Annotated in this window: 18 protein-coding genes and 1 riboswitch; of the genes, 1 reads left to right on the top strand and 17 read right to left on the bottom strand. The window is 55.6% G+C overall.

Translation table 11 applies throughout. From position 1 onward, the window contains the following. Positions 1-58 precede the first annotated feature (58 nt). Together LKE23_RS01450 and LKE23_RS01445 are read right to left on the bottom strand one after the other, a co-directional pair. A complete protein-coding gene (locus LKE23_RS01450; protein WP_291977740.1) occupies positions 59-1,966 on the bottom strand; it encodes an ABC-F family ATP-binding cassette domain-containing protein in 1,908 nt (635 codons plus the stop codon). A gap of 3 nt (positions 1,967-1,969) precedes the next feature. Beyond that, positions 1,970-3,181: a CCA tRNA nucleotidyltransferase gene (locus LKE23_RS01445; protein WP_291977739.1), complete on the bottom strand. Its 1,212-nt coding sequence runs from the start codon at positions 3,179-3,181 to the stop codon at positions 1,970-1,972. 115 nt (positions 3,182-3,296) lie between these two features. On the opposite strand from LKE23_RS01445, the gene LKE23_RS01440 reads away from it, so the two are divergent. Beyond that, a complete protein-coding gene (locus tag LKE23_RS01440) occupies positions 3,297-4,124 on the top strand; it encodes a site-specific integrase (RefSeq protein WP_291977737.1) in 828 nt (275 codons plus the stop codon). 81 nt (positions 4,125-4,205) lie between these two features. Here LKE23_RS01440 and LKE23_RS01435 read toward each other — a convergent pair whose 3' ends face one another. From LKE23_RS01435 to LKE23_RS01365, 15 genes are all read right to left on the bottom strand, one after another. Beyond that, positions 4,206-5,468: a tetratricopeptide repeat protein gene (locus LKE23_RS01435; RefSeq protein WP_291977735.1), complete on the bottom strand. Its 1,263-nt coding sequence runs from the start codon at positions 5,466-5,468 to the stop codon at positions 4,206-4,208. A gap of 114 nt (positions 5,469-5,582) precedes the next feature. Continuing rightward, positions 5,583-5,858 carry an HU family DNA-binding protein gene (locus LKE23_RS01430; RefSeq protein ID WP_057808260.1) on the bottom strand — a complete coding sequence of 92 codons (276 nt, stop codon included), beginning with the start codon at positions 5,856-5,858 and terminating at the stop codon, positions 5,583-5,585. A gap of 198 nt (positions 5,859-6,056) precedes the next feature. Continuing rightward, entirely contained in the window at positions 6,057-7,370 is a 1,314-nt protein-coding gene (gene der / locus LKE23_RS01425; protein WP_291977729.1) for a ribosome biogenesis GTPase Der, read from the bottom strand. Between the two features lie 84 nt (positions 7,371-7,454). Then, a complete protein-coding gene (rpsA, locus tag LKE23_RS01420; protein ID WP_291977727.1) occupies positions 7,455-8,687 on the bottom strand; it encodes a 30S ribosomal protein S1 in 1,233 nt (410 codons plus the stop codon). A 75-nt stretch (positions 8,688-8,762) separates the two neighbouring features. Continuing rightward, positions 8,763-9,446 carry a (d)CMP kinase gene (gene cmk, locus LKE23_RS01415; RefSeq protein ID WP_291977725.1) on the bottom strand — a complete coding sequence of 228 codons (684 nt, stop codon included), beginning with the start codon at positions 9,444-9,446 and terminating at the stop codon, positions 8,763-8,765. An 8-nt stretch (positions 9,447-9,454) separates the two neighbouring features. Further along, positions 9,455-10,054, bottom strand: coding sequence for a LysM peptidoglycan-binding domain-containing protein (locus LKE23_RS01410; RefSeq protein ID WP_291977722.1), 600 nt, complete (start codon positions 10,052-10,054; stop codon positions 9,455-9,457). 54 nt (positions 10,055-10,108) lie between these two features. Beyond that, positions 10,109-11,563, bottom strand: a complete 1,455-nt coding sequence (locus LKE23_RS01405) for a RecQ family ATP-dependent DNA helicase (RefSeq protein WP_291977720.1) — start codon at positions 11,561-11,563, stop codon at positions 10,109-10,111. Beyond that, positions 11,550-12,593 carry a helix-turn-helix domain-containing protein gene (locus LKE23_RS01400; protein ID WP_291977719.1) on the bottom strand — a complete coding sequence of 348 codons (1,044 nt, stop codon included), beginning with the start codon at positions 12,591-12,593 and terminating at the stop codon, positions 11,550-11,552. The genes LKE23_RS01405 and LKE23_RS01400 overlap by 14 nt, the downstream gene beginning before the upstream one ends. 114 nt (positions 12,594-12,707) lie before the next feature. Further along, positions 12,708-13,286 (bottom strand): ECF transporter S component, encoded by a 579-nt coding sequence (locus LKE23_RS01395; protein ID WP_291977716.1) that lies wholly within the window; start codon positions 13,284-13,286, stop codon positions 12,708-12,710. 102 nt (positions 13,287-13,388) lie between these two features. Then, positions 13,389-13,507, bottom strand: a riboswitch (FMN riboswitch). Positions 13,508-13,561: 54 nt separating this feature from the next. Further along, entirely contained in the window at positions 13,562-14,287 is a 726-nt protein-coding gene (locus LKE23_RS01390; RefSeq protein WP_291977714.1) for a pseudouridine synthase, read from the bottom strand. Continuing rightward, complete coding sequence (gene scpB, locus LKE23_RS01385) at positions 14,287-14,886, bottom strand: SMC-Scp complex subunit ScpB (protein WP_291977712.1); 600 nt, start codon at positions 14,884-14,886, stop codon at positions 14,287-14,289. The genes LKE23_RS01390 and scpB overlap by 1 nt, the downstream gene beginning before the upstream one ends. Continuing rightward, positions 14,849-15,643: a segregation and condensation protein A gene (locus LKE23_RS01380; RefSeq protein ID WP_291977710.1), complete on the bottom strand. Its 795-nt coding sequence runs from the start codon at positions 15,641-15,643 to the stop codon at positions 14,849-14,851. Before LKE23_RS01380 ends, scpB begins: the two co-directional genes overlap by 38 nt. Further along, on the bottom strand, positions 15,636-15,992 hold the full coding sequence (locus LKE23_RS01375) for a reductase (protein ID WP_291977709.1): 357 nt from the start codon (positions 15,990-15,992) through the stop codon (positions 15,636-15,638). Before LKE23_RS01375 ends, LKE23_RS01380 begins: the two co-directional genes overlap by 8 nt. A gap of 13 nt (positions 15,993-16,005) precedes the next feature. Continuing rightward, the gene (locus LKE23_RS01370) at positions 16,006-16,899 is read right to left on the bottom strand and encodes a tyrosine-type recombinase/integrase (protein ID WP_291977708.1); all 894 of its coding nucleotides are present in this window, start codon (positions 16,897-16,899) and stop codon (positions 16,006-16,008) included. Then, positions 16,899-17,780 carry a CvfB family protein gene (locus tag LKE23_RS01365; protein ID WP_291977706.1) on the bottom strand — a complete coding sequence of 294 codons (882 nt, stop codon included), beginning with the start codon at positions 17,778-17,780 and terminating at the stop codon, positions 16,899-16,901. Before LKE23_RS01365 ends, LKE23_RS01370 begins: the two co-directional genes overlap by 1 nt. Positions 17,781-17,828 lie beyond the last annotated feature (48 nt).

Raw genomic sequence — 17,828 nt, 5'->3', positions numbered from 1 at the left:
GCATCGTCACTTGCTCTTGGGGTTAGTGATGGTGCTTTAATTGCTGCTTTAATGCGTTTTAGTCGTCGATGAAATTACTTAAGTACTCCCAGCGGGCGGTTTTCTCGTCCACCTGCTTTTTGACGGCATCGAGCTGCTTTTGGAGGTCAGCTAGCTTGGTGTAGTCACTGGCCGCGGCCGCCATCTGCTGCTCAATCTCCTTTTGCTGGGTGTCGAGCTGGTCGAGATCCTCATCGATGTGATCCCATTCCAGCTTTTCGGCGTAGGTCAGCTTGGTCTTCTTCTTCGGCTTGGCCGCCTGGCTGGCCGATTCCTTCTTGGTGGCCTTTTTGGCAGTGGTCTTCGCCGCCTGACTGGCTGCTTGAGCCTGCTGGGCCTCCTTAAGGTAGTCGGTAAAGAAGCCGGTGTAGCGTTGGATGTCGCCGTTGCCGTGGAAGATCAGCAGGTTATCGGCCACCTTGTCCAGGAAGTAACGGTCGTGGGAAACCGTGATCACCGTGCCGGCAAAGTGATCCAGGTAATCTTCGAGAACGGTCAGCGTGCCGATGTCGAGGTCGTTGGTCGGTTCGTCCAGCAGCAGGACGTTTGGCTGTTGCATCAGGATCTTGAGCAGGTAGAGGCGCCGCTTTTCTCCCCCGGAGAGCTTGCGAATCAGGGTGCCATGCATGAACCGCGGGAAGAGGAAGCGCTCCAGGAGCTGGGTGACGCTGATCTTGTTGCCGTCCTTTTCGGTGACGTTGTCGGCAATCTCGGTCAAAAACTCAACCATCCGTTTGTTGTCGTCGACCCCCTCGGTCTGCTGGGTGTAGTAACCGAGCTTGACGGTCTCGCCGATCTTTAATACCCCGCTGTCCAGGGGCACCCGCTGGGCAATCACGTTCAGCAGGCTGGTCTTGCCGGCCCCGTTTTCCCCGGTGATCCCGATCCGGTCCCCGGCCGTCACCAGCCAGTTGAAGTCGTGCAGGATCTGGTGGTCGCCGAGGGTGAGATTGGCATTCTTAAATTCGATGACGTCCTTCCCCAGGCGCTGGGAGCCGAGGTTGATCGAAACGTCCTCGTCCGTCTTCAGCTTACCGACCTTGCCTTCCAGCTCGTGGAAACGATTGATCCGCCCCTTCTGCTTGGTGCTGCGGGCCTTGGCACCCGTCCGCATCCAAGCCAGCTCCTTTTTATAGAGCTGCTGGTTCTTTTTCTCGGTCTCCTGGGCCAGTTCGACCCGTTCCGCCTTCTTAGCCACAAAGTCCTGATAGTTCCCCTCGTAGTGGTAAAGATGACCAAAGGAGAGCTCCCAAATGTGGTTGGTGACTTGGTCGAGGAAGTAACGGTCGTGGGTCACCAGAAGAACGGCACCCTTGTACGACTTCAGGAAGTCCTGGAGCCAGACAACCGAGTCCAGGTCGAGGTGGTTGGTTGGTTCGTCTAGGAGCAAGAGGTCGGGTTGCTCAATCAGTACCTGGGCCAGGCCGACCCGTTTTTGCTGGCCCCCGGAGAGGTTGGCGATTTGCTGGCTGGTGTCCTTGATCTTCAACTGGGTCAGGATCGTCTTCACCTGGCTATCGGCCTCCCAGGCGTCTTCCTGGTCCATCTTCGCTTGCATCTTGGTGTAGCGATCGACGGCCTGCGGATCTTCCGGGTGGGCACTGAATTTTGCCAGGGCATCCTCGTAGGCGCGGATGGTCTTAAAGACCGGCTGCTGCCCCTCAAAGATGGCTTCCATGATCGTCTTATTCTGATCTAGGTCCGGCTGCTGCTTGAGGTAGCCGATCGTATAGTCGTTAGGCTTGGTGATCGACCCCGCCTCTGGACTGGTCAGGTCGGCAATCACGTTCAGCAGGCTGGTCTTCCCGCTCCCGTTGACCCCGATCAGGCCGATTCGGTCGTTTTCATTAATAATAAAATTGACATTTTCAAAGAGGGTCTTCTCCCCGTAGGTACTGGTGAGGCCCTCCGCACGCATTGTTTGCATTAACTATTCCTCTTTCTCACTGTACTTCTGTGCCAGCCGTAACAGGGCCGCGCGATCATTTACAGCCTGGCCCATCACGACGGCTTGGGTGATCCGCTGCAGAATCTTCCCCAGGCGCGGCCCCGGCTTGATGCCGGACTGAATCAGCGTTCGCCCGTCGACGGCCAGTTCTTGATGATCCTTGATCGGCAACTGTTCATAGGCTGCTTTAAGCTCCGCATCCGGGACGGCCCAGCCGTAGAGTTTCGCGACCTGGTTGGCATCGTGGACGCTGGCCCAGCCGGCCTGATAGAGGACCAGGGGTGTCAGCTGGTGGTCACGCATTGCCGCCACCACCGGCAGGATCTTTTTGACCTGGCGAATCAGGTCGTTGGAATTCTTCCACTGCTTGAGGAAGGCCGCGATCGCCTTTCCGGATAGGCCGAGCTGCAGGCAGAGCAAGCTCCAGGCCTGGGCGGAATTCTCCAGGTTCCAGCCGCGAAGCTTCAGCAAGCCGGACAGGTCATCACCGGCATTCTGGAGTCCCGGACAGTACTTGTAGAGGCCCGTCGTCAGGAAGTCCGTCAGCCCGGCAACCGGGTTCTGTCCCAGGAGCAGCTTTTCAAATTCAACCTGGATCCGTTCGACCGCGATCTTGCTGAGCAGGGGTGCGTTTTGCTCGATCCCGGCAAGTGTCGGCTGGTCAATTCTAAAGTCGAGCTTGGCGGCGAACCGGACCGCCCGCATCATCCGCAGGGCATCCTCGTGAAAACGTTCATTGGGGTCCCCAACCGCGCGAATCAGGTGGTTATCAAGATCCTGCAGGCCGTGGAAGAGGTCGATTACCTGACCGTTTTCACGCAGGGCCAGGGCGTTAATCGTAAAGTCGCGCCGCTTCAGGTCCTCGGCTAGGGAACGAACGAAGGTTACCGAATCTGGCCGGCGATAATCCTGATAGCCGGATTCAGTCCGAAAAGTGGTCGTCTCGTAGCCATTCCCGTGGTCCAAAATCATCACGGTGCCGTGTTCGATCCCGGTGTCGACGGTTCGTTTAAAGATCGCCTTGATCTCGCTTGGGTAGGCGCTGGTGGCAATGTCGATGTCGTGAATCGGATCGCCAAGAATCGTATCCCGTACGCAGCCCCCGACAAAGTAGGCTTCAAAGCCCGCCTCTTCAATCCGCTGCAGCACCGGTCGGGCCGGCGTAAAGATTGCGGGTAAGTGTTCTAGTATCATTTGATCATGTCCTTTTAATTATCTCCTAATCGATTATAGCAAATCGTCTTTGCCTCGGCGAATCTTCTTTTGTGATATAGTTATAGTAAATAAATGCTTGAAAGGTGTGAACTGAATGGACTATCCCTACCAAAAACAATTCCAGCACTTTTTGCGCGATTCGCAACACCTGGCCCCGCTGACGGTCAACACCTATGACACCAGCCTGACTAATTTTTTTGCCTACCTGCGGGCTAATCGTCCGGCCTTCGCGCGGGATCCGCGGCTGGCTAACCTGACCGAAAGCGACGTGCGGGACTATTTCAATACGTTGCGCACCCAGCAAAAGATCACCCTCAGCACCTATAACAAGATTCTTTCCCACCTCAACCGCTACTTTCGCTACCTCTTTACCCACCAGCTGATCACGACCTACCCGACGCTGACCCTGCACGGCCGGGCGGTCGATCCCAACCAGCGGGTCAATACCAAGTGGCTGGGCAAGCTGGACGACATTCTCGCCGACGACCAGTTGACCTACTACACTCGGATGGTGCTGCTGGTCAGCAAGCACGGCTTTACCGTCGGCGAGTTCTTGCGACCGGGATTTGCCCGGGTCTTTGACCAGGTCGAATTGTCCAGTCCGGCCGAGCGCACCTTTTACCAGCGCTACCAGGAATTCATCCACCCGCTCCAAGCCCGGCAGAATTCCACCGATCTCTTCTTGAAGCAGCGCTACCAGCCGGATAATCCCCGCCTGACCAATGCCGGCCTTCACAAGTACCTCAAGCAGGACGAGGCCTACCTGGGCTTCCACCTGGCGCCCAAGTATCTCCACCAGAGCTATATTCTCACCCAGCTGGCCGCCCACCAGGACTGGAGCGACCGCCAGTTGATGGATGCCTTGAAGCTCGACCCGTCCTCACTGCTCTACTACCAGCGCCTGCTCCTTCAGCTCAAGTAAAAAGGGGACTAAGAGAATAATACTTTCTCTTAGCCTCCCTTTGTTTTTAAACATTAGAAAGATAACGTGGGAAACAACCTTTTAATATTCCTCGTATTCGTCCAAAAGATCCTGCATCTCGGCATCGGTCGGGACCAGCGCCAGGTAGCGATGCAGCTCGGCCAGCATTTCACTGGTCTTCCCCATTTCACGATCAAAGCCGATCAGTTCCTTTAGGAAGGTCGGATTATCCTGATAGTTGTTAGCCGCGGCATGGTAGTACTTGTCAGCCAGTTCCAACTGGTCAGTCCGCTGGTAGGAACGGGCCAGGTTCCAGTAAACCTGCGGATCGACCTCGTCCTCCTTAATCAGCGGCGCCAAGAGCTTAATGTTGGCACTGTCGTTGTGCTGGTGAAGGAGGAAGTTGCTGTACTGCAAAATGATCGTCAGGTTGTCCGGATCCAGCTCGTGGGCGCGTTTCAGGTACTTTTCCATCAATTGCTGGTCGCCTAGGTGGCTGACGATTTCCGCCGCCTGGGAGTAGAAGCGCTCGTTATACTGGTCGACCCCGAGCCCCTCCTGGATCGCGCGCAGGGCCTGTGGGTAGTTGCGCTGGGCGGAGTAGGCGTCGGCCAAGGCTGGGTAGGCAGAAGCATACTGGTCGTCATCGTGGATCAGGTCCCGCAAGGTCGTGATGGCGTCCTCGACCTGGCCGAGGTGGAGCTGGGTCAGACCGGTCTGGAAGCGGATATCACTGGTTCGGTACTCCGGCTTGACCTGTTGGAGGTAGCCCAGGGCCTGCTTAAACTGGCCGCTTTGGGCATAGCACATCCCCAGCCGACCCGCAATGTCGACCTTGGCAAAGGCGGTGTAGCCGTTGCGGATCAACTGGAAGTAGTAATCGATTGCTTCATCGAACCGGCCCACCAAGAAGTAGAACTCGGCCAGGGCAAATTGAACGGCCGGTTCGTCTGGGGCCAGCCCAGCGGCCTCCTTAAGCTTGGCTTCGGTAACCTCCAGCTCGCCCTCGGTCTGGTAGAGATCGGCGGCCACCAGCAGGGCCTCCAGGTAGGCCGGCGAGCCGGGCTTAACCTGGGCCAAGTAGGAAAGGGCCTCGTCGTTGTGCCCCTCGTCAATGGCAATCGTCGCCAGATTCGTCCGCAGCTCGTCCTCGTCTGGATAGCGTTCCAACAGTTTCAGGTAGACCCGCCGGGACTGGCGCAAGAAACCCAGACCATACAATTCCTCGCCCAGGCTAAAGAGCATGTCGTCGCTGTCGTGGTCGAGGGCTGCCCGGAAGGTGTGGCGGGCCGCGTCCAGGTCGCCCTTTTGCAATTGATCAAGCATTTTTTCAGAATAGGTCACTAATTTCGTCCCCCTGTACGATGATGTTTCGAATGTTAGGATAACAGAGATTGAGCCAAAAAGAAAACGAGAAGGATCAGTTTCCTTCTCGTTTTCTATCTTAAGACTGTTAAATTACTTAACAGCATCCTTTAAAGCTTTACCAGGCTTGAATGCTGGTACCTTGCTTGCAGGAATTTGGATTTCTTTCCCAGTTTGTGGGTTACGGCCCTTCCGTGCAGCACGTTGACGTACTTCGAAGTTACCGAAGCCGATCAGTTGAACCTTTTCACCCTTAGCTAAGGAAGCTTGGATTGAACTGAAGACAGCGTCAACAGCAGCCGTAGCGTCCTTCTTAGTCAGACCAGTTGCAGCAGCAACGTTGCTTACTAATTCTGCTTTGTTTGCCATTTGATTTCACCTCCCACATCAGCACCGGTTGTCCGGCACTCCTGGATGTTAATTTTGAGTGGTCCAAAATTAACGAAATAATTACGAGGAGTTCGTATCATTTCAATGTTAAGGTTAGCATAGTGAAACCCTACTGGCAAGCGCTTTTCGCAACTTTCACGGCAATTTTCATCATTTCTTAACCTCGGGATTTTTCCCTTACTGCCGGCGTCGCTTAATCAGGTGAATTGGCGTTCCAGAAAAGTCAAAAGCCGAACGAATCTGGTTCTCTAGGTACCGCTGGTAGGAAAAATGCATCAATTCCGGATCGTTGACGAAGATTACAAAGGTCGGCGGCTCGGTGGCCACCTGGGTACCATAGTAAACCCGCAGCCGCTTGCCGTTCTGGGTCGGCGTCGGGTTGGCGGCGATCGCGTCCATCAAGACCGTGTTTAAGACTGAGGACTGGATCCGCCGCTTGTGGTGCTCGTCAACGGCCTTGACCATCCCGGGCAGCTTGTTCAAACGCTGCTTGGTCTTGGCGGAAACGAAAATGATCGGTGCATAGCTCAGGTACTGGAATTCAGCCCGGATCAGGTTGGTAAAGTCGGTCATCGTTCGCTGGTCACGATCCTTTAAGGTGTCCCACTTGTTGACGACGATGATCACCCCGCAACCGGCCTCGTGGGCGTACCCGGCGATGTGCTTGTCAATCTCCCGGATACCCTCCTCGGCGTTTAGGACCACGCAGACCACGTCGCTGTCGTCAATGGCCCGCATCGCCCGCATCAAGGCGTAGCGCTCGGTGTTCTCATAGATCTTGCCCTTCTTGCGGATTCCGGCAGTGTCAACCATCGTGAACTCCTGGCCCGTCTCATCCTTGAAGGTGGTGTTGATCGCGTCCCGGGTTGTCCCGGCAACGTTCGAGACAATCACCCGGTTTTGACCCAAGATGGCGTTCACTAGCGATGACTTCCCAACGTTTGGCCGGCCGATGAAGCTGAAGTGGATACTGGAATCATCGTCATTGGCCGCGTTCTCCGGGAACTTCTTGATCACGGCATCAAGCAGGTCCCCCATACCGACCCCGTGAACACTGGAAACCGGGTAGGGCTCGCCCAAGCCGAGGGAGTAGAAGTCATAGATATCGGTGCGGCGTTCTGGATTATCAACCTTATTGACCGCCAAGACAACCGGCTTGTCGGACCGGTAGAGAATCCGAGCGACCTGCTCATCGGCGTCCGTCACCCCGTTTTCAATGTCCACGACCATGATGATGACGTCCGCTTCGTCAATCGCCACCTCCGCTTGCTGGCGAATCTGGGTCAACAGTGGCTGGTCGGAAATCTCAATTCCCCCGGTATCGATCAGGTTGAAATGCTTGCCCAACCATTCACCGTGGGAGTAGATCCGGTCCCGGGTGACCCCCGGCGTGTCCTCCACGATTGCGATTCGTTCGCCGGCAATGCGGTTAAACAGGGTCGACTTCCCAACGTTCGGTCGGCCCACTACTGCAACAACAGGATTTGCCATCCTTCTTCACCCCTTTTTACAAAATAAAAGGCCAGGAAGAAAACCATTCTTCCCAGCCTCCCTAAGATTTAACTTAATTGGAAATTAGTTCCGCAGGTTCTTCAATTGATCACCAATCAGATCACCCATTGAGAAACCACTTTCTTCTTCCGGTGCGTTGTTCATGACGTTCCGGTTGTTGTTCCGACGTGGACGACGACGGCCACCGCGGTTGTCGTTGTCTTCACCCTTCGGACGTTCTTCCAGAGCCTTCATGGACAGGCCTAAACGTTGCCGTTCTGGGTCAACGTTCAATACCTTAACCTTGACTTCTTGACCTGGCTTCAGCACATCAGCTGGCGTGGCAATGTGCTTGTGGGAGATTTGGGAAATGTGAACCAAACCTTCAACACCAGGGAAGACTTCAACGAATGCACCGAAGCTCGTCAGGCGCTTAACAGTCCCAGTCAGAACTGAGCCAGCAGGAGCCTTTTCTTCGATGTCATCCCATGGTCCAGGCAGGGTCTGCTTGATGGACAGGGAAATCCGCTCGCGGTCTGGGTCAACGTTCAATACCTTAACCTTAACCGTCTGACCGGCCTTCAGAACATCAGAAGGCTTGTCAACGTGGTCGTAGGAAATTTCGGAAACGTGAACTAAGCCGTCAACGCCACCGAGGTCGATGAAGGCACCGAAGTTCGTCATCCGGGCAACCTTACCTTCGACAACGTCACCTGGTTGTAATTCAGCGAAGACCTTCTGAGCAGCTGCTTCGTGCTGAGCCTTAACAATTTCCTTGTGGGAAAGGATCAGGCGGTTTTCGCTTGGTTCGATTTCGATGATCTTGAATTCAAGTTCTTGGCCCTTGAATTGGTTCAGATCTTCAACGTAGTGATCAGTGATCATTGAAGCAGGGACGAAACCACGTACTCCGGCATCAACAACTAAACCACCCTTAACTGCCTGCGTAACCTTGGCAGTGATGGTTTCACCATCATCGAACTTCTTTTGAATGTCATCCCAGACCTTCCGGGCTTCAAGACGACGGTGAGAAAGTAAGTAACTACCATTTTCCTTATCGTTACCAATCTTAGAGATGACAACTAAGTCTAATTCGTCACCTACTTTAACTGCATCATTGATGTCTTCAACTGGCTTGGTTGATAATTCCTTAGCAGGGACGACACCTTCAACCCCTGCATCTTCAATACCAACGATAGCTTGGCGATCATCATCGATTGCCAATACCTTACCCTTAACAACATCGCCCACCTTAACGGTCTTGATGCTGTCAAGCGCCTTTAACATATCGTTGTTCTTTTCATTGTTTTCAGCCATTAAAAAAAATCCTCCTTGCAACAATCAACTCTAGAAACTATTCTACTAAAAAACTTTTCTCATTTCCAGTCTTTACTACAATTGTTCCTGAGTTTTTTCAATTATTTCACTGATGGCGTCCACAACCTCATCGATTGAAAGCTTGGTCGTGTCCAACCGAATGGCATCGGGGGCCTGGGTCAGTGGCGAAACCTTGCGGGTCGAATCCTTTTGGTCCCGCAACTCAATTTCCTTTTGCAGGTCTTCCAGTGAAGCCGTGGCAATCCCCTTGGCCTTGTTTTCAACGTAGCGACGGCGAGCCCGTTCATGGGCCGTGGCCACCATGAAGATCTTAACGGGAGCATTTGGCAAAACCGTCGTGCCGATGTCCCGGCCATCCATTACAATCCCACCATTCGCGGCGATCTGACGCTGCTGGTTGGTCATTTCCGCGCGAACCGCGGGAATAGCGGCAACGGCGGAAACGTTGTTGTCGATCTGGGCCGTCCGAATATCCTGGGTCACCTCATCATCGTTTAAGAAAACCCGCTGCTCCGGTTCCCCCGGCTGAAAACCGATCTTGATCCGCTTGGCCAGCTCGGCAATTTTTTCCGTCTGATCCATCGTCAACCGGGCCCGAAAAGCCGCCAGGGTCACCACCCGGTACATCGCTCCGGTATCGCAATAAACATAGTTGAAACGTTTAGCAACTAACTTGGCCACCGTACTTTTGCCGGCCGATGCGGGGCCGTCGATGGCTACTTGAATTCCCTTTGTCATTTTTCCTCCTACTTTACTCGTAACTGCTGGCCAGGATGAATCGTTGATCTGACCGTCATATTATTTAGTCGTGCTAGTTCTTGCGGCGTCAGGCCATTGCGGGCCGCGACCTTGTCGATGCTTTCACCGCGCTGGACGGTTACGTAGCCGGAGCGCGTACCGGTCGTCCGGCTGCTGCTCATGCTGGATGAATATGTCCGCGTGGCGCTGCTGCTTGAGACGGTGGCCTGACTTTGACTGCTGGCAACACTGGTTGAACTGCTTTGGGAGCGACTCGTTACAGTTGAACTGGCATCTTGCCGTTTTTTAGCAGAGGTCCGGGAACGTTGTTTTTTTTTACTACTCACCGACTTCGATGCCGCCCGCTGCTCCGTTCGAACGGGATGGTTGAACGATTGGCGATTGTTGACCCAGTAAATAACCGGGGCCGCCGCCAAAATAATGATGAGGACGATCAGGACCGTCGTAATCGTCGAGTTATGTGAGCGCTGGCGCCGGTGTTCCGTCCGTGACAAGTGCCCCTCACTATCGAGGTCCTCGTTGTCATCAAAGGTCTTGTCCCAGAGCTCATCACGCTCACGCCGGGATTCTTCACGGTGTTCACTCATTTAGCACAACCCTCCTTTTCTAAAAACTTATCCTTACGATTGTAGCGCACGAATTTACCCTTTGTCTAGCCGAGATTTGACATTAAACAGCTTCGCCAGGCGAGCCCGCCAGTCCGCAGCTGCTGGTTGCACCGGCGCAGGCGACGATGGAAACTTTAGTTGCGCCGCCCAGTCCGGCTGGTCATTGTCGCAGCACTGATCCTGCCTTATTTCCCCTTCACCAAAATAATTTAGCAGGTAGTTGCGGCGGCACCGCTTGAGGCCGACGTAATCCCGCATTTTTTGGAGATTAAAGGTAAGCTGGTGTTGGCGCTGGTGAAAGGCCCGCCTAATTTGCTGGGGCGTGTAGCCCTGGTGCAAATAAAAGGCAAACAGGTCCGCCTGCTCTCCCAGAACAGCCGGTTGCAGTTTTCCCTGTTGAACCTGGGTCAGAAGCGCTTCGCTCGGTAAATCAATCGTCGTCAACTGACTCTGCAGTCCTTCATCCCCCGGCGCGTAAAGAAGAACGGCCACGCTCTGCTGGCCATCCCGACCGGCCCGGCCGATCTCCTGCATGTAGGAAGCCAAATTGGCTGGCAGGTGGTAGTGGATGATATAGCGCAGGTCGTTTTTGTCGACCCCCATGCCAAAGGCGCTGGTGGCGCAAATCAGTTGCAGCTGGTTGGCCATAAACTGCTGTTGAATGTTGAAGCGCTCCAGGGCCGGCATACCGGCGTGGTAGGGTGCCACCGCCAGGCCGGTCTCCTGCGCTAGGATAATTGCCTGCTGGGTCGCCAATTTGCGGCTGGCAAAATAAATGATTCCCGGCCCGGGCAAGGTCTTCACCAGGCGCACCAATTCCGCCTGCTTGGCGTCGGCACTTTCAACCTGGTCGACCGCCAGGAAGATGTTGGGCCGGTTGACCGACCGAATCACCTGACGGACGTGGTCAAAATCAAGGCCGAGCTTCTTGATGATATCCTGCCGCACCCGGGGTGTAGCGGTCGCCGTCAGCATCAGGGTTACCACCCCACCCAACTGGATGCGGAGCTGCTTTAGTAGCAGGTACTCCGGGCGAAAGTCGGGCCCCCATTGCGAGATACAGTGGGCCTCGTCGACCACCAGCAGGCTTGGCCGCACTCTACGCAGGGCCTGGAGTACCTGGGAATTAGTCAGCATTTCCGGGGAGGCGAAGATGAAGCGGTACTGGCCCAGCGAATCCAGCACCGCTCGCCGGTCACGTCCCTGGAGCTGACCGGTCAGCATGATTACCCGCCGCTCCCCCTGTTGACGTAGGCGGTCAACCTGGTCCTGCATCAAGGAAATCAGGGGCGAGACGATCACCACCCCCGTCGGCAATAAATAGGCCGGCAGCTGGTAAAGAAGGGACTTTCCCGCCCCGGTCGGCAGAATTGCGAGCGTATCGTGGCCGGACAAAAGCGCACTGATTGTCTCCAGCTGACCATCCCGAAAGTCCTGGTAGCCAAAGCGCTGGTGCAGCACCTGGTAGATTTTGTCAGTCTTGATCATTATTTCCCCGCCCCCGTTTGATTTGAAACAAGCGATATTCAAAAAATGCCGCCCCGTCGTCTTCAGAATCAGCCTGAAAGTGCCAGTTAGTAACGTCTGCGCCCGGATATTGCTTTCTCAAGGCCACTTCTTTTTTTGACGGCAACAATTGCTCCCAATCGAGCTGGTCCGGGCACAGGATCGCCACCTCGAGCAGGTGTTCGCGCACCGTGCTTAGTTTCAGGTGCCGGCGCTTGGCGATAAGCTCCAAGGATTGACCGCCCTGGTAGCAGCGCAGGGTGTTCTCCGCGCTCCGGGAAAGCGGCCCAGAAGCAAGCAGCGGCGCTAGGAGGTCGTGCAAAGGGCCATTCGTGTGGCTGCTGTATGCCGCAATCCCCAGGTGCAGGTCGTGAACCAGGACCGGGGTATCCGCTGGATTAAGCTTGAGTGTCGTCGTCAACTGATCGGCCGTCAGGGCCGGCAGCTGGTGCCCCACCATCGTCAGCGTCATTGCCGCCGCCAGTCGTGGGTCAACACTGGCCAACCCGGCGCCAAGCCGTTCCAGATCATGGTAAACCGCCGCAACGAGATCGCCCTGGCGCGCGTGTTCGTAGCGAAACCACCGTTTGACGGCCATCAGGTGCTTGTAGGAAACGTTGACCGGGGCGTAGCGCGAATTATGATAGGCCAGTTCGGCCACCACCTGCATTCCCAAGGTAAAGCGCTGGGTGAGCTGGTTGGTATTGGTCAGCCAGTACCAGTCCAGAAAGGTCGGCTGGTACTCCAGCGCTTCCCGGGCAGCCACCCCGGCAGGAGTCAGTTCGGCGGTCTGCTCATCTAACTCGAGAAGGCCAGCTTGGGCCAGGGCGGCCAAGGCCTCATCATAGTCATGGCGCGTCAGCCCCCGCGCGGCGCCCAGCCAGTGCAGAAGATGATATTGCTGCCCCCAGAAGAGATTGGCGACGGTCCGCCGACTGGTCAGCAGGTTCTCAATCACCCGAATTCGGCGTGGCTGCTGGTATGCAAAAAAACGTAAGAAATAATTATTCATTGCCAAAACCTCGTTTATTATTCTCTCACTTATAATAGACGGCAACAAAGTAATTTTTAACGAAAAAAAAGATCATTTGTCCCAATTTCTTGAACAAATGATCGCTAAATTCAGCTATTCAAAGCGGTGGGCCGCTAGCCAATCCCGCATCCGGGACGCAATGATGGCAAAGACAATCGTCACCAGCAGACCCTTGATGATGTTAAACGGCAGAACACCGATTGCCACCAGCTGGGAAACCGGCAGCGTCGACTTCCAGTTCCAGACGGCCATGTACAGTGGCGTCAGTACCCAGAGATTGAGCAGCGACATAACGACGGTCAAGACCACGGTAGCGCTAATGACCCCGACCGTCAGCTGCTTTTTGGTCGACCACTGAGTCTTTTGCCAAATTAGGCAGAATGGTAAAAGCAGAGCCAATGAGGAGATAAAGTCACTCAAAATCCCGATCAGTTCGCCGACCGAAAAGCCATTGACCATTCCGTGAATCAGGCATTTCAAAAGGGCAATCAGCACCCCGCCCAGCGGTCCATACATATAGCCGCCCAGCAAGACCGGGACGTCGGAAAAGTCGATTTTGAGGTAAGAGGCCACCGGGATGACCGGAAATTCAAAGAGCATCAGGATAAAAGCCAATGCGCTCAGGCAGGCGATCCCGACCAGGCGCTGAATTCTTGAATGTGATACTGTCATAGTTTAACAACCTCCATTGAGATTGCCTTCACTGGCCCCAACTAATAAAGCGCTACCAACACGATGTCAGCAGCGCCTAAACGATTAGGGTTAATGTACGTAGAAAATCTTCTATATACCAGACTTTACTGTCGGCTCCAGAATTCAACTGGATCAACCACCACGGTGGGTTGCGGGCTTGTACCGCCGGTCGGGAATTTCACCCCGCCTTGAAGACAATTTTTCTAAAAATTTTACAATTTCAGTATACTAAGGCCGCTTTGCCCTGTCAAACATTACCGGGTCTGCTGCTTCAGCTTGGTGACCTCTTCCGGGCGCAGCTCCCGGAATTCTCCGGATTGCAGGCCCTGGAGGTTGAGGAAGCCATAGGTCTCCCGGTGCAGCTTGATCACCGGGTGTCCCACTGCCTCCAGCATCCGCTTCACCTGGTGATAACGGCCCTCGTGAATCGTTAATTGCACCAGGCTGGTCTGCTTGTGACGATCAGTTTCCTTCAGGCGAGTCTTGGCCGGCTTGGTCTTGCGCCCGTCGATCCGCACTCCCAGGCGCAGGCGCTTTAAGTCATCGTTGGTGACAATCCCCTTCACCTTCGCAACGTAGGTCTTGGCCACCTCAAACTTCGGGTGCATCAGCCGGTTGGCCAGGTCCCCGTCGTTGGTCAGCAAAAGGATCCCGGTGGTGTCATAATCCAGCCGACCAACCGGATAGATTCGCTCGGTGACCTCCTCGTCTTCGTGGAGCAGGTCGACAACCGTCTTCCGCCCCTTCTCGTCGTGGGCGCTGGAAATGACTCCCCGCGGCTTATTGAGCAGGTAGTAGACGTGCTGTTCCCGGTGAATCGGGACACCATCGACCTGAACGTCGTCGTGGCGGCCAACCTTGGTTCCCAGGGTCGTGACCGTCTGGCCGTTGACCTGAACGTGGCCGGTTTGAATCAGCTTTTCCGAAGCGCGCCGGGAGGCAACTCCGGCCTCAGCCATTACCTTTTGTAATCTTTCCATCAGTTGTTATCCCTCTTCCGTGATTGAAATGCATTTAAGAACAGGTCACCGTTCAAATCCGCCGTGTCCAAATCCGCCTCAGCCGGCAGTGGTGGCAGATCCTCGAGACTGGTCAGGCCAAAGTAGTCCAGAAAGGCCTCGGTAGTGACGTAACGAAACGGCCGGCCCGGGGCATCCAGACGGCCATGGGTGTCCACCAGGCCCCGCGCCATCAGCTTTTGAAGTGAGCCCGAGCTCTGAACTCCTCGGATGTCGTCAATCTCCAGGCGGGTAATCGGCTGGCGGTAGGCGATGATGGCCAGCACCTCCAGCAGTGCCCGGGTCAGCGGGGTTGCCAGCGGAATCTCAAAGTAGTGCTTGATCACTGGCGCTAACTCCTGCTTGGTGGCCAGACGGTAGGTTTGGCCGCTGTGCAGGAGGACGAGGGCGCTATCCGAATCCGCCGCGTAGCGTTTTGCCAGCCGCTCCAGCATAGTGGTGACCGCCGGCTTCATAAATCCGGTGATCCGTGCTAGGTCCCCGGTAGTGATGCCTTCATCCCCACTGATAAACAGCAGGCCCTCAATCTGGGCGATGTTCGTTGGTTCGGTACTCTTCACTCTTGATTCCCTCCGTTAAAATAATTGGGGCAAACAGGCCCGCCTGGTCAATGTGAATTGCCTGATGCTTGGCCAATTCCAGGATCGCCAAGAAGGTCGTGACCAGCCGGTCCTTGGTCGGGGCACTATCCAGGAGGTCAACAAACCTGGTCGGGGCGGTCCGGACCTTCTTCATGACGGCCGTCATTTCTTCTGCCACACTGACTTTTTCGGCCGCGACGGTTTCAACGACCGGGCGGTTATAGCGGTGGCGCCGCAGAACCTGGTTAAAGGCCGCCTGCAGCTGGTCCAAGGTGACCCCGGGAGCAACCTTATTGGTCACCAGCCCCGCGGGCACCCGCATGGCTGGACGGGTGTATTCCTGCTGACGGATTCCTTCCTTATCCTTCAGGTGATCGGCCGCCTTCTGGTAGCGCTGATATTCCAAGAGCTGGTCGACCAGTTCCTGGCGTGGGTCGACCGGCGGCTCTTCGCTCTCCTCTTCCAATGCTGGCGCTTGGGGAAGCAGCAGCTGACTCTTGATCCGCATTAGGGTTGCCGCCATCACGAAGTACTCCCCCGCTATCTCTAACCGGTGAGCCTTCATCCGGTGGAGGTAGTCCATGTACTGACTGGTGATCGTCGCAATCTTAATATCGTAAATATCCATCTTGGCTTCACGGATCAGGTGGAGGAGCAGATCCAGTGGTCCCTCAAACGAGCCCAGTTTCAGCGTCGGTTGGGCGGCTCGCTTCAGTGCTGGTTCTTCATTATTCATTGGCCTTCCCCCAAGCAGTGATCAGCGGTTGCGTCGCCATGGTCCCCATCAGGCGACAGCCTGGATACTCATCCTTAATGGCGGTCAAGAGTGCGTAAACATTGTGCCCGGAGCGTTCACTCGGCGTAAAGGAGAGCCGGCGCACCAGAACATAGTCGTCCCCAACGTCCAGAATTGCCACGGCGATAAAGTGGTTGTCCTCTTGATCCTTCCAGAGGTAGACAACCCGCCCCTCCGCTAGGGCCCAGTCTAATTCATCCCGGAAGCGGTGGTTGTCCCGCAGCTCGGGAATCAGTGAGAGCAGTCCCAAAGCAATTTTTTGATAATCTTTTCGATAGCGTACTAACATTGCTGCATCCTTCCTATGCACGGGGGTGGTACTTGTCGTAGGTCGCCGCCAGCTGCTGCGGGGTCACCTTCAGGTAGGGCCGCAGCATTCGCAGTTCGGTATAGCCCAGCATCTCCTGGACCACCTGGCCGCTGGCGCCCTGCGACAGGAGCTGGACGGCCAGCGAGTAGCGAAAGGTCTGCGGGGTGACGTTCTTGCTAATTCCAGCATTGCGAACCCATTTTTTGAAGTTCTTCCAAACGCCCTGCCGGGTCAAAGGGCGACCATGGGCATTCAAAAAGACAACCGTGGACGCTGGCTCGCAAGCCAAGTGCGGCCGGGCCTCGTCCAGGTAGCGGCGCAGCCAGGACACGGCCGGCCGGCTCAAGGGCACCATCCGTTCATGCTGGTCGTTGCCCTGCAGCTGGACGAAGCGGACATCCAAGTGGAGGGCCGCCATGTGCAGGGTGACCAATTCGTTGACCCGCATCCCGGTGGCGTCCAGCACCTCCAGGATGGCCCGGTCGCGAATACCAAGTGCCGTCGTCGTGTCCGGCACGGCCATAAGCTGTTCAACCTCCTCCTCGGTCAGAAGAACCGGCGGCGTACTGCTCGGGTGAGCGGGCTGGTGATCGATGGTCTCCATCGGGTTGATCTGCAACCGGCCCTGACGAATCAAGAACTTAAACAGCTGCCGCAAGCTTGAGATCAGACGGTTGATCGTCGCCGTCGACCGCCCCTGGTCGCGCTCACTCGCCAATAGGTTTAAGACGGCGTACCGGTCCACGGCCGTCCATTCTGTGATCCCCTGCTCCTCAAAATAGCGGGCCGCCTTGCCCAGGTCACGCTGGTAGGAAGCCAATGTATTTTGCGCCAGGCCGCGCGAATCCCGCAAGTAATCCACCAGGGCCCCAATCTCATCCTGCATTATTGCGCGTCCTGTTTGAGGAGGATCAGCTGGCCGGCTTCTTCTTTGACCAGGCCGGCCTTGAGCAGGTGACCAACCGCCCGCTTAAATTGGCCCTTGCTGATGCCAAAGGCGGTCCGGATTGCCGCCGGTGACGACTTGTCAGTGTAAGGCAGGCGGTGGTTGCGATCATGCTCAAGCATCGCCATCAACATCTGGGCATCCTCGCCGATCGCCTGGTAGGCCCGCGGCTTGAGGGAGAGATTCAAGCTATTGTGTGACGAGATGCCAATCACCCGGGCATGAACCCGCTGACCTAGGCGCGGTTCCTGATCGCGTTCGCTAGGATGGATAAAGCCAAGGTGATAGTCCGCCGTCAGCACATGGGTCCCGTTCAACTTCAGGCGGTAGACAATTGCCTCCGTGTCGCGATTTTGCAGGCGTGGTGACGGTGCCAGGGCGATCGCATTGAAGATCGCGTCGTCGGCCAGTTGACCCCAGATTCGGTCCTTATCGTCAACCTTGAGGGCAATCATTAATTGGTCGCCGGGTTGCGGCCAGAGGTGCTTTAATTCCGGCAGATCATCTAAAGAAACCACGATGTCCTTATTGGGAAGACCGATGTCGACGAAGACACCGAGGTCCCGCCGGACAGCCACCACCGTCCCGAAATCGTAATGATCCACCTGGACTGTCGGGATATGCTGGCAAGTCATCTGCAGCTGGTGGTCCTCATTTTCGTAGACAAAGCCCCGGACCTGCCCCCCAATGTGGAGGACCTGGGGGCTCTCGTCTTTGGGCAGACGGTATGTCTGTCCGTTGCGGTCGGGTTGAACGAAGTAGTAGTCCTCGTTTTCATCCACCATGACCGCCGATACAACTTTTCCTAATGCAGAGTTCATAATTTTTCGACCCCATTTATTTACTAGTGATATTCTAGAACCATTTTA

This window comes from Limosilactobacillus sp. (genome assembly GCF_022482365.1).
In the GTDB taxonomy this organism is placed as follows: domain Bacteria; phylum Bacillota; class Bacilli; order Lactobacillales; family Lactobacillaceae; genus Limosilactobacillus.
Note: the sequence above shows the minus strand (reverse complement) of the source record. Positions and strands in the feature narration are given on the sequence as shown.

Coding starts and splice junctions, on each gene's coding strand:
- LKE23_RS01395 (WP_291977716.1), bottom strand. CDS start 13,286: ATGACAGTATCACATTCAAGAATTCAGCGCCTGGTCGGGATCGCCTGC.
- LKE23_RS01365 (WP_291977706.1), bottom strand. CDS start 17,780: ATGAACTCTGCATTAGGAAAAGTTGTATCGGCGGTCATGGTGGATGAA.
- LKE23_RS01405 (WP_291977720.1), bottom strand. CDS start 11,563: ATGATCAAGACTGACAAAATCTACCAGGTGCTGCACCAGCGCTTTGGC.
- LKE23_RS01450 (WP_291977740.1), bottom strand. CDS start 1,966: ATGCAAACAATGCGTGCGGAGGGCCTCACCAGTACCTACGGGGAGAAG.
- LKE23_RS01400 (WP_291977719.1), bottom strand. CDS start 12,593: ATGAATAATTATTTCTTACGTTTTTTTGCATACCAGCAGCCACGCCGA.
- LKE23_RS01445 (WP_291977739.1), bottom strand. CDS start 3,181: ATGATACTAGAACACTTACCCGCAATCTTTACGCCGGCCCGACCGGTG.
- rpsA (WP_291977727.1), bottom strand. CDS start 8,687: ATGGCTGAAAACAATGAAAAGAACAACGATATGTTAAAGGCGCTTGAC.
- LKE23_RS01390 (WP_291977714.1), bottom strand. CDS start 14,287: ATGGAAAGATTACAAAAGGTAATGGCTGAGGCCGGAGTTGCCTCCCGG.
- LKE23_RS01375 (WP_291977709.1), bottom strand. CDS start 15,992: ATGTTAGTACGCTATCGAAAAGATTATCAAAAAATTGCTTTGGGACTG.
- LKE23_RS01370 (WP_291977708.1), bottom strand. CDS start 16,899: ATGCAGGATGAGATTGGGGCCCTGGTGGATTACTTGCGGGATTCGCGC.
- LKE23_RS01380 (WP_291977710.1), bottom strand. CDS start 15,643: ATGAATAATGAAGAACCAGCACTGAAGCGAGCCGCCCAACCGACGCTG.
- cmk (WP_291977725.1), bottom strand. CDS start 9,446: ATGACAAAGGGAATTCAAGTAGCCATCGACGGCCCCGCATCGGCCGGC.
- LKE23_RS01410 (WP_291977722.1), bottom strand. CDS start 10,054: ATGAGTGAACACCGTGAAGAATCCCGGCGTGAGCGTGATGAGCTCTGG.
- der (WP_291977729.1), bottom strand. CDS start 7,370: ATGGCAAATCCTGTTGTTGCAGTAGTGGGCCGACCGAACGTTGGGAAG.
- LKE23_RS01440 (WP_291977737.1), top strand. CDS start 3,297: ATGGACTATCCCTACCAAAAACAATTCCAGCACTTTTTGCGCGATTCG.
- LKE23_RS01430 (WP_057808260.1), bottom strand. CDS start 5,858: ATGGCAAACAAAGCAGAATTAGTAAGCAACGTTGCTGCTGCAACTGGT.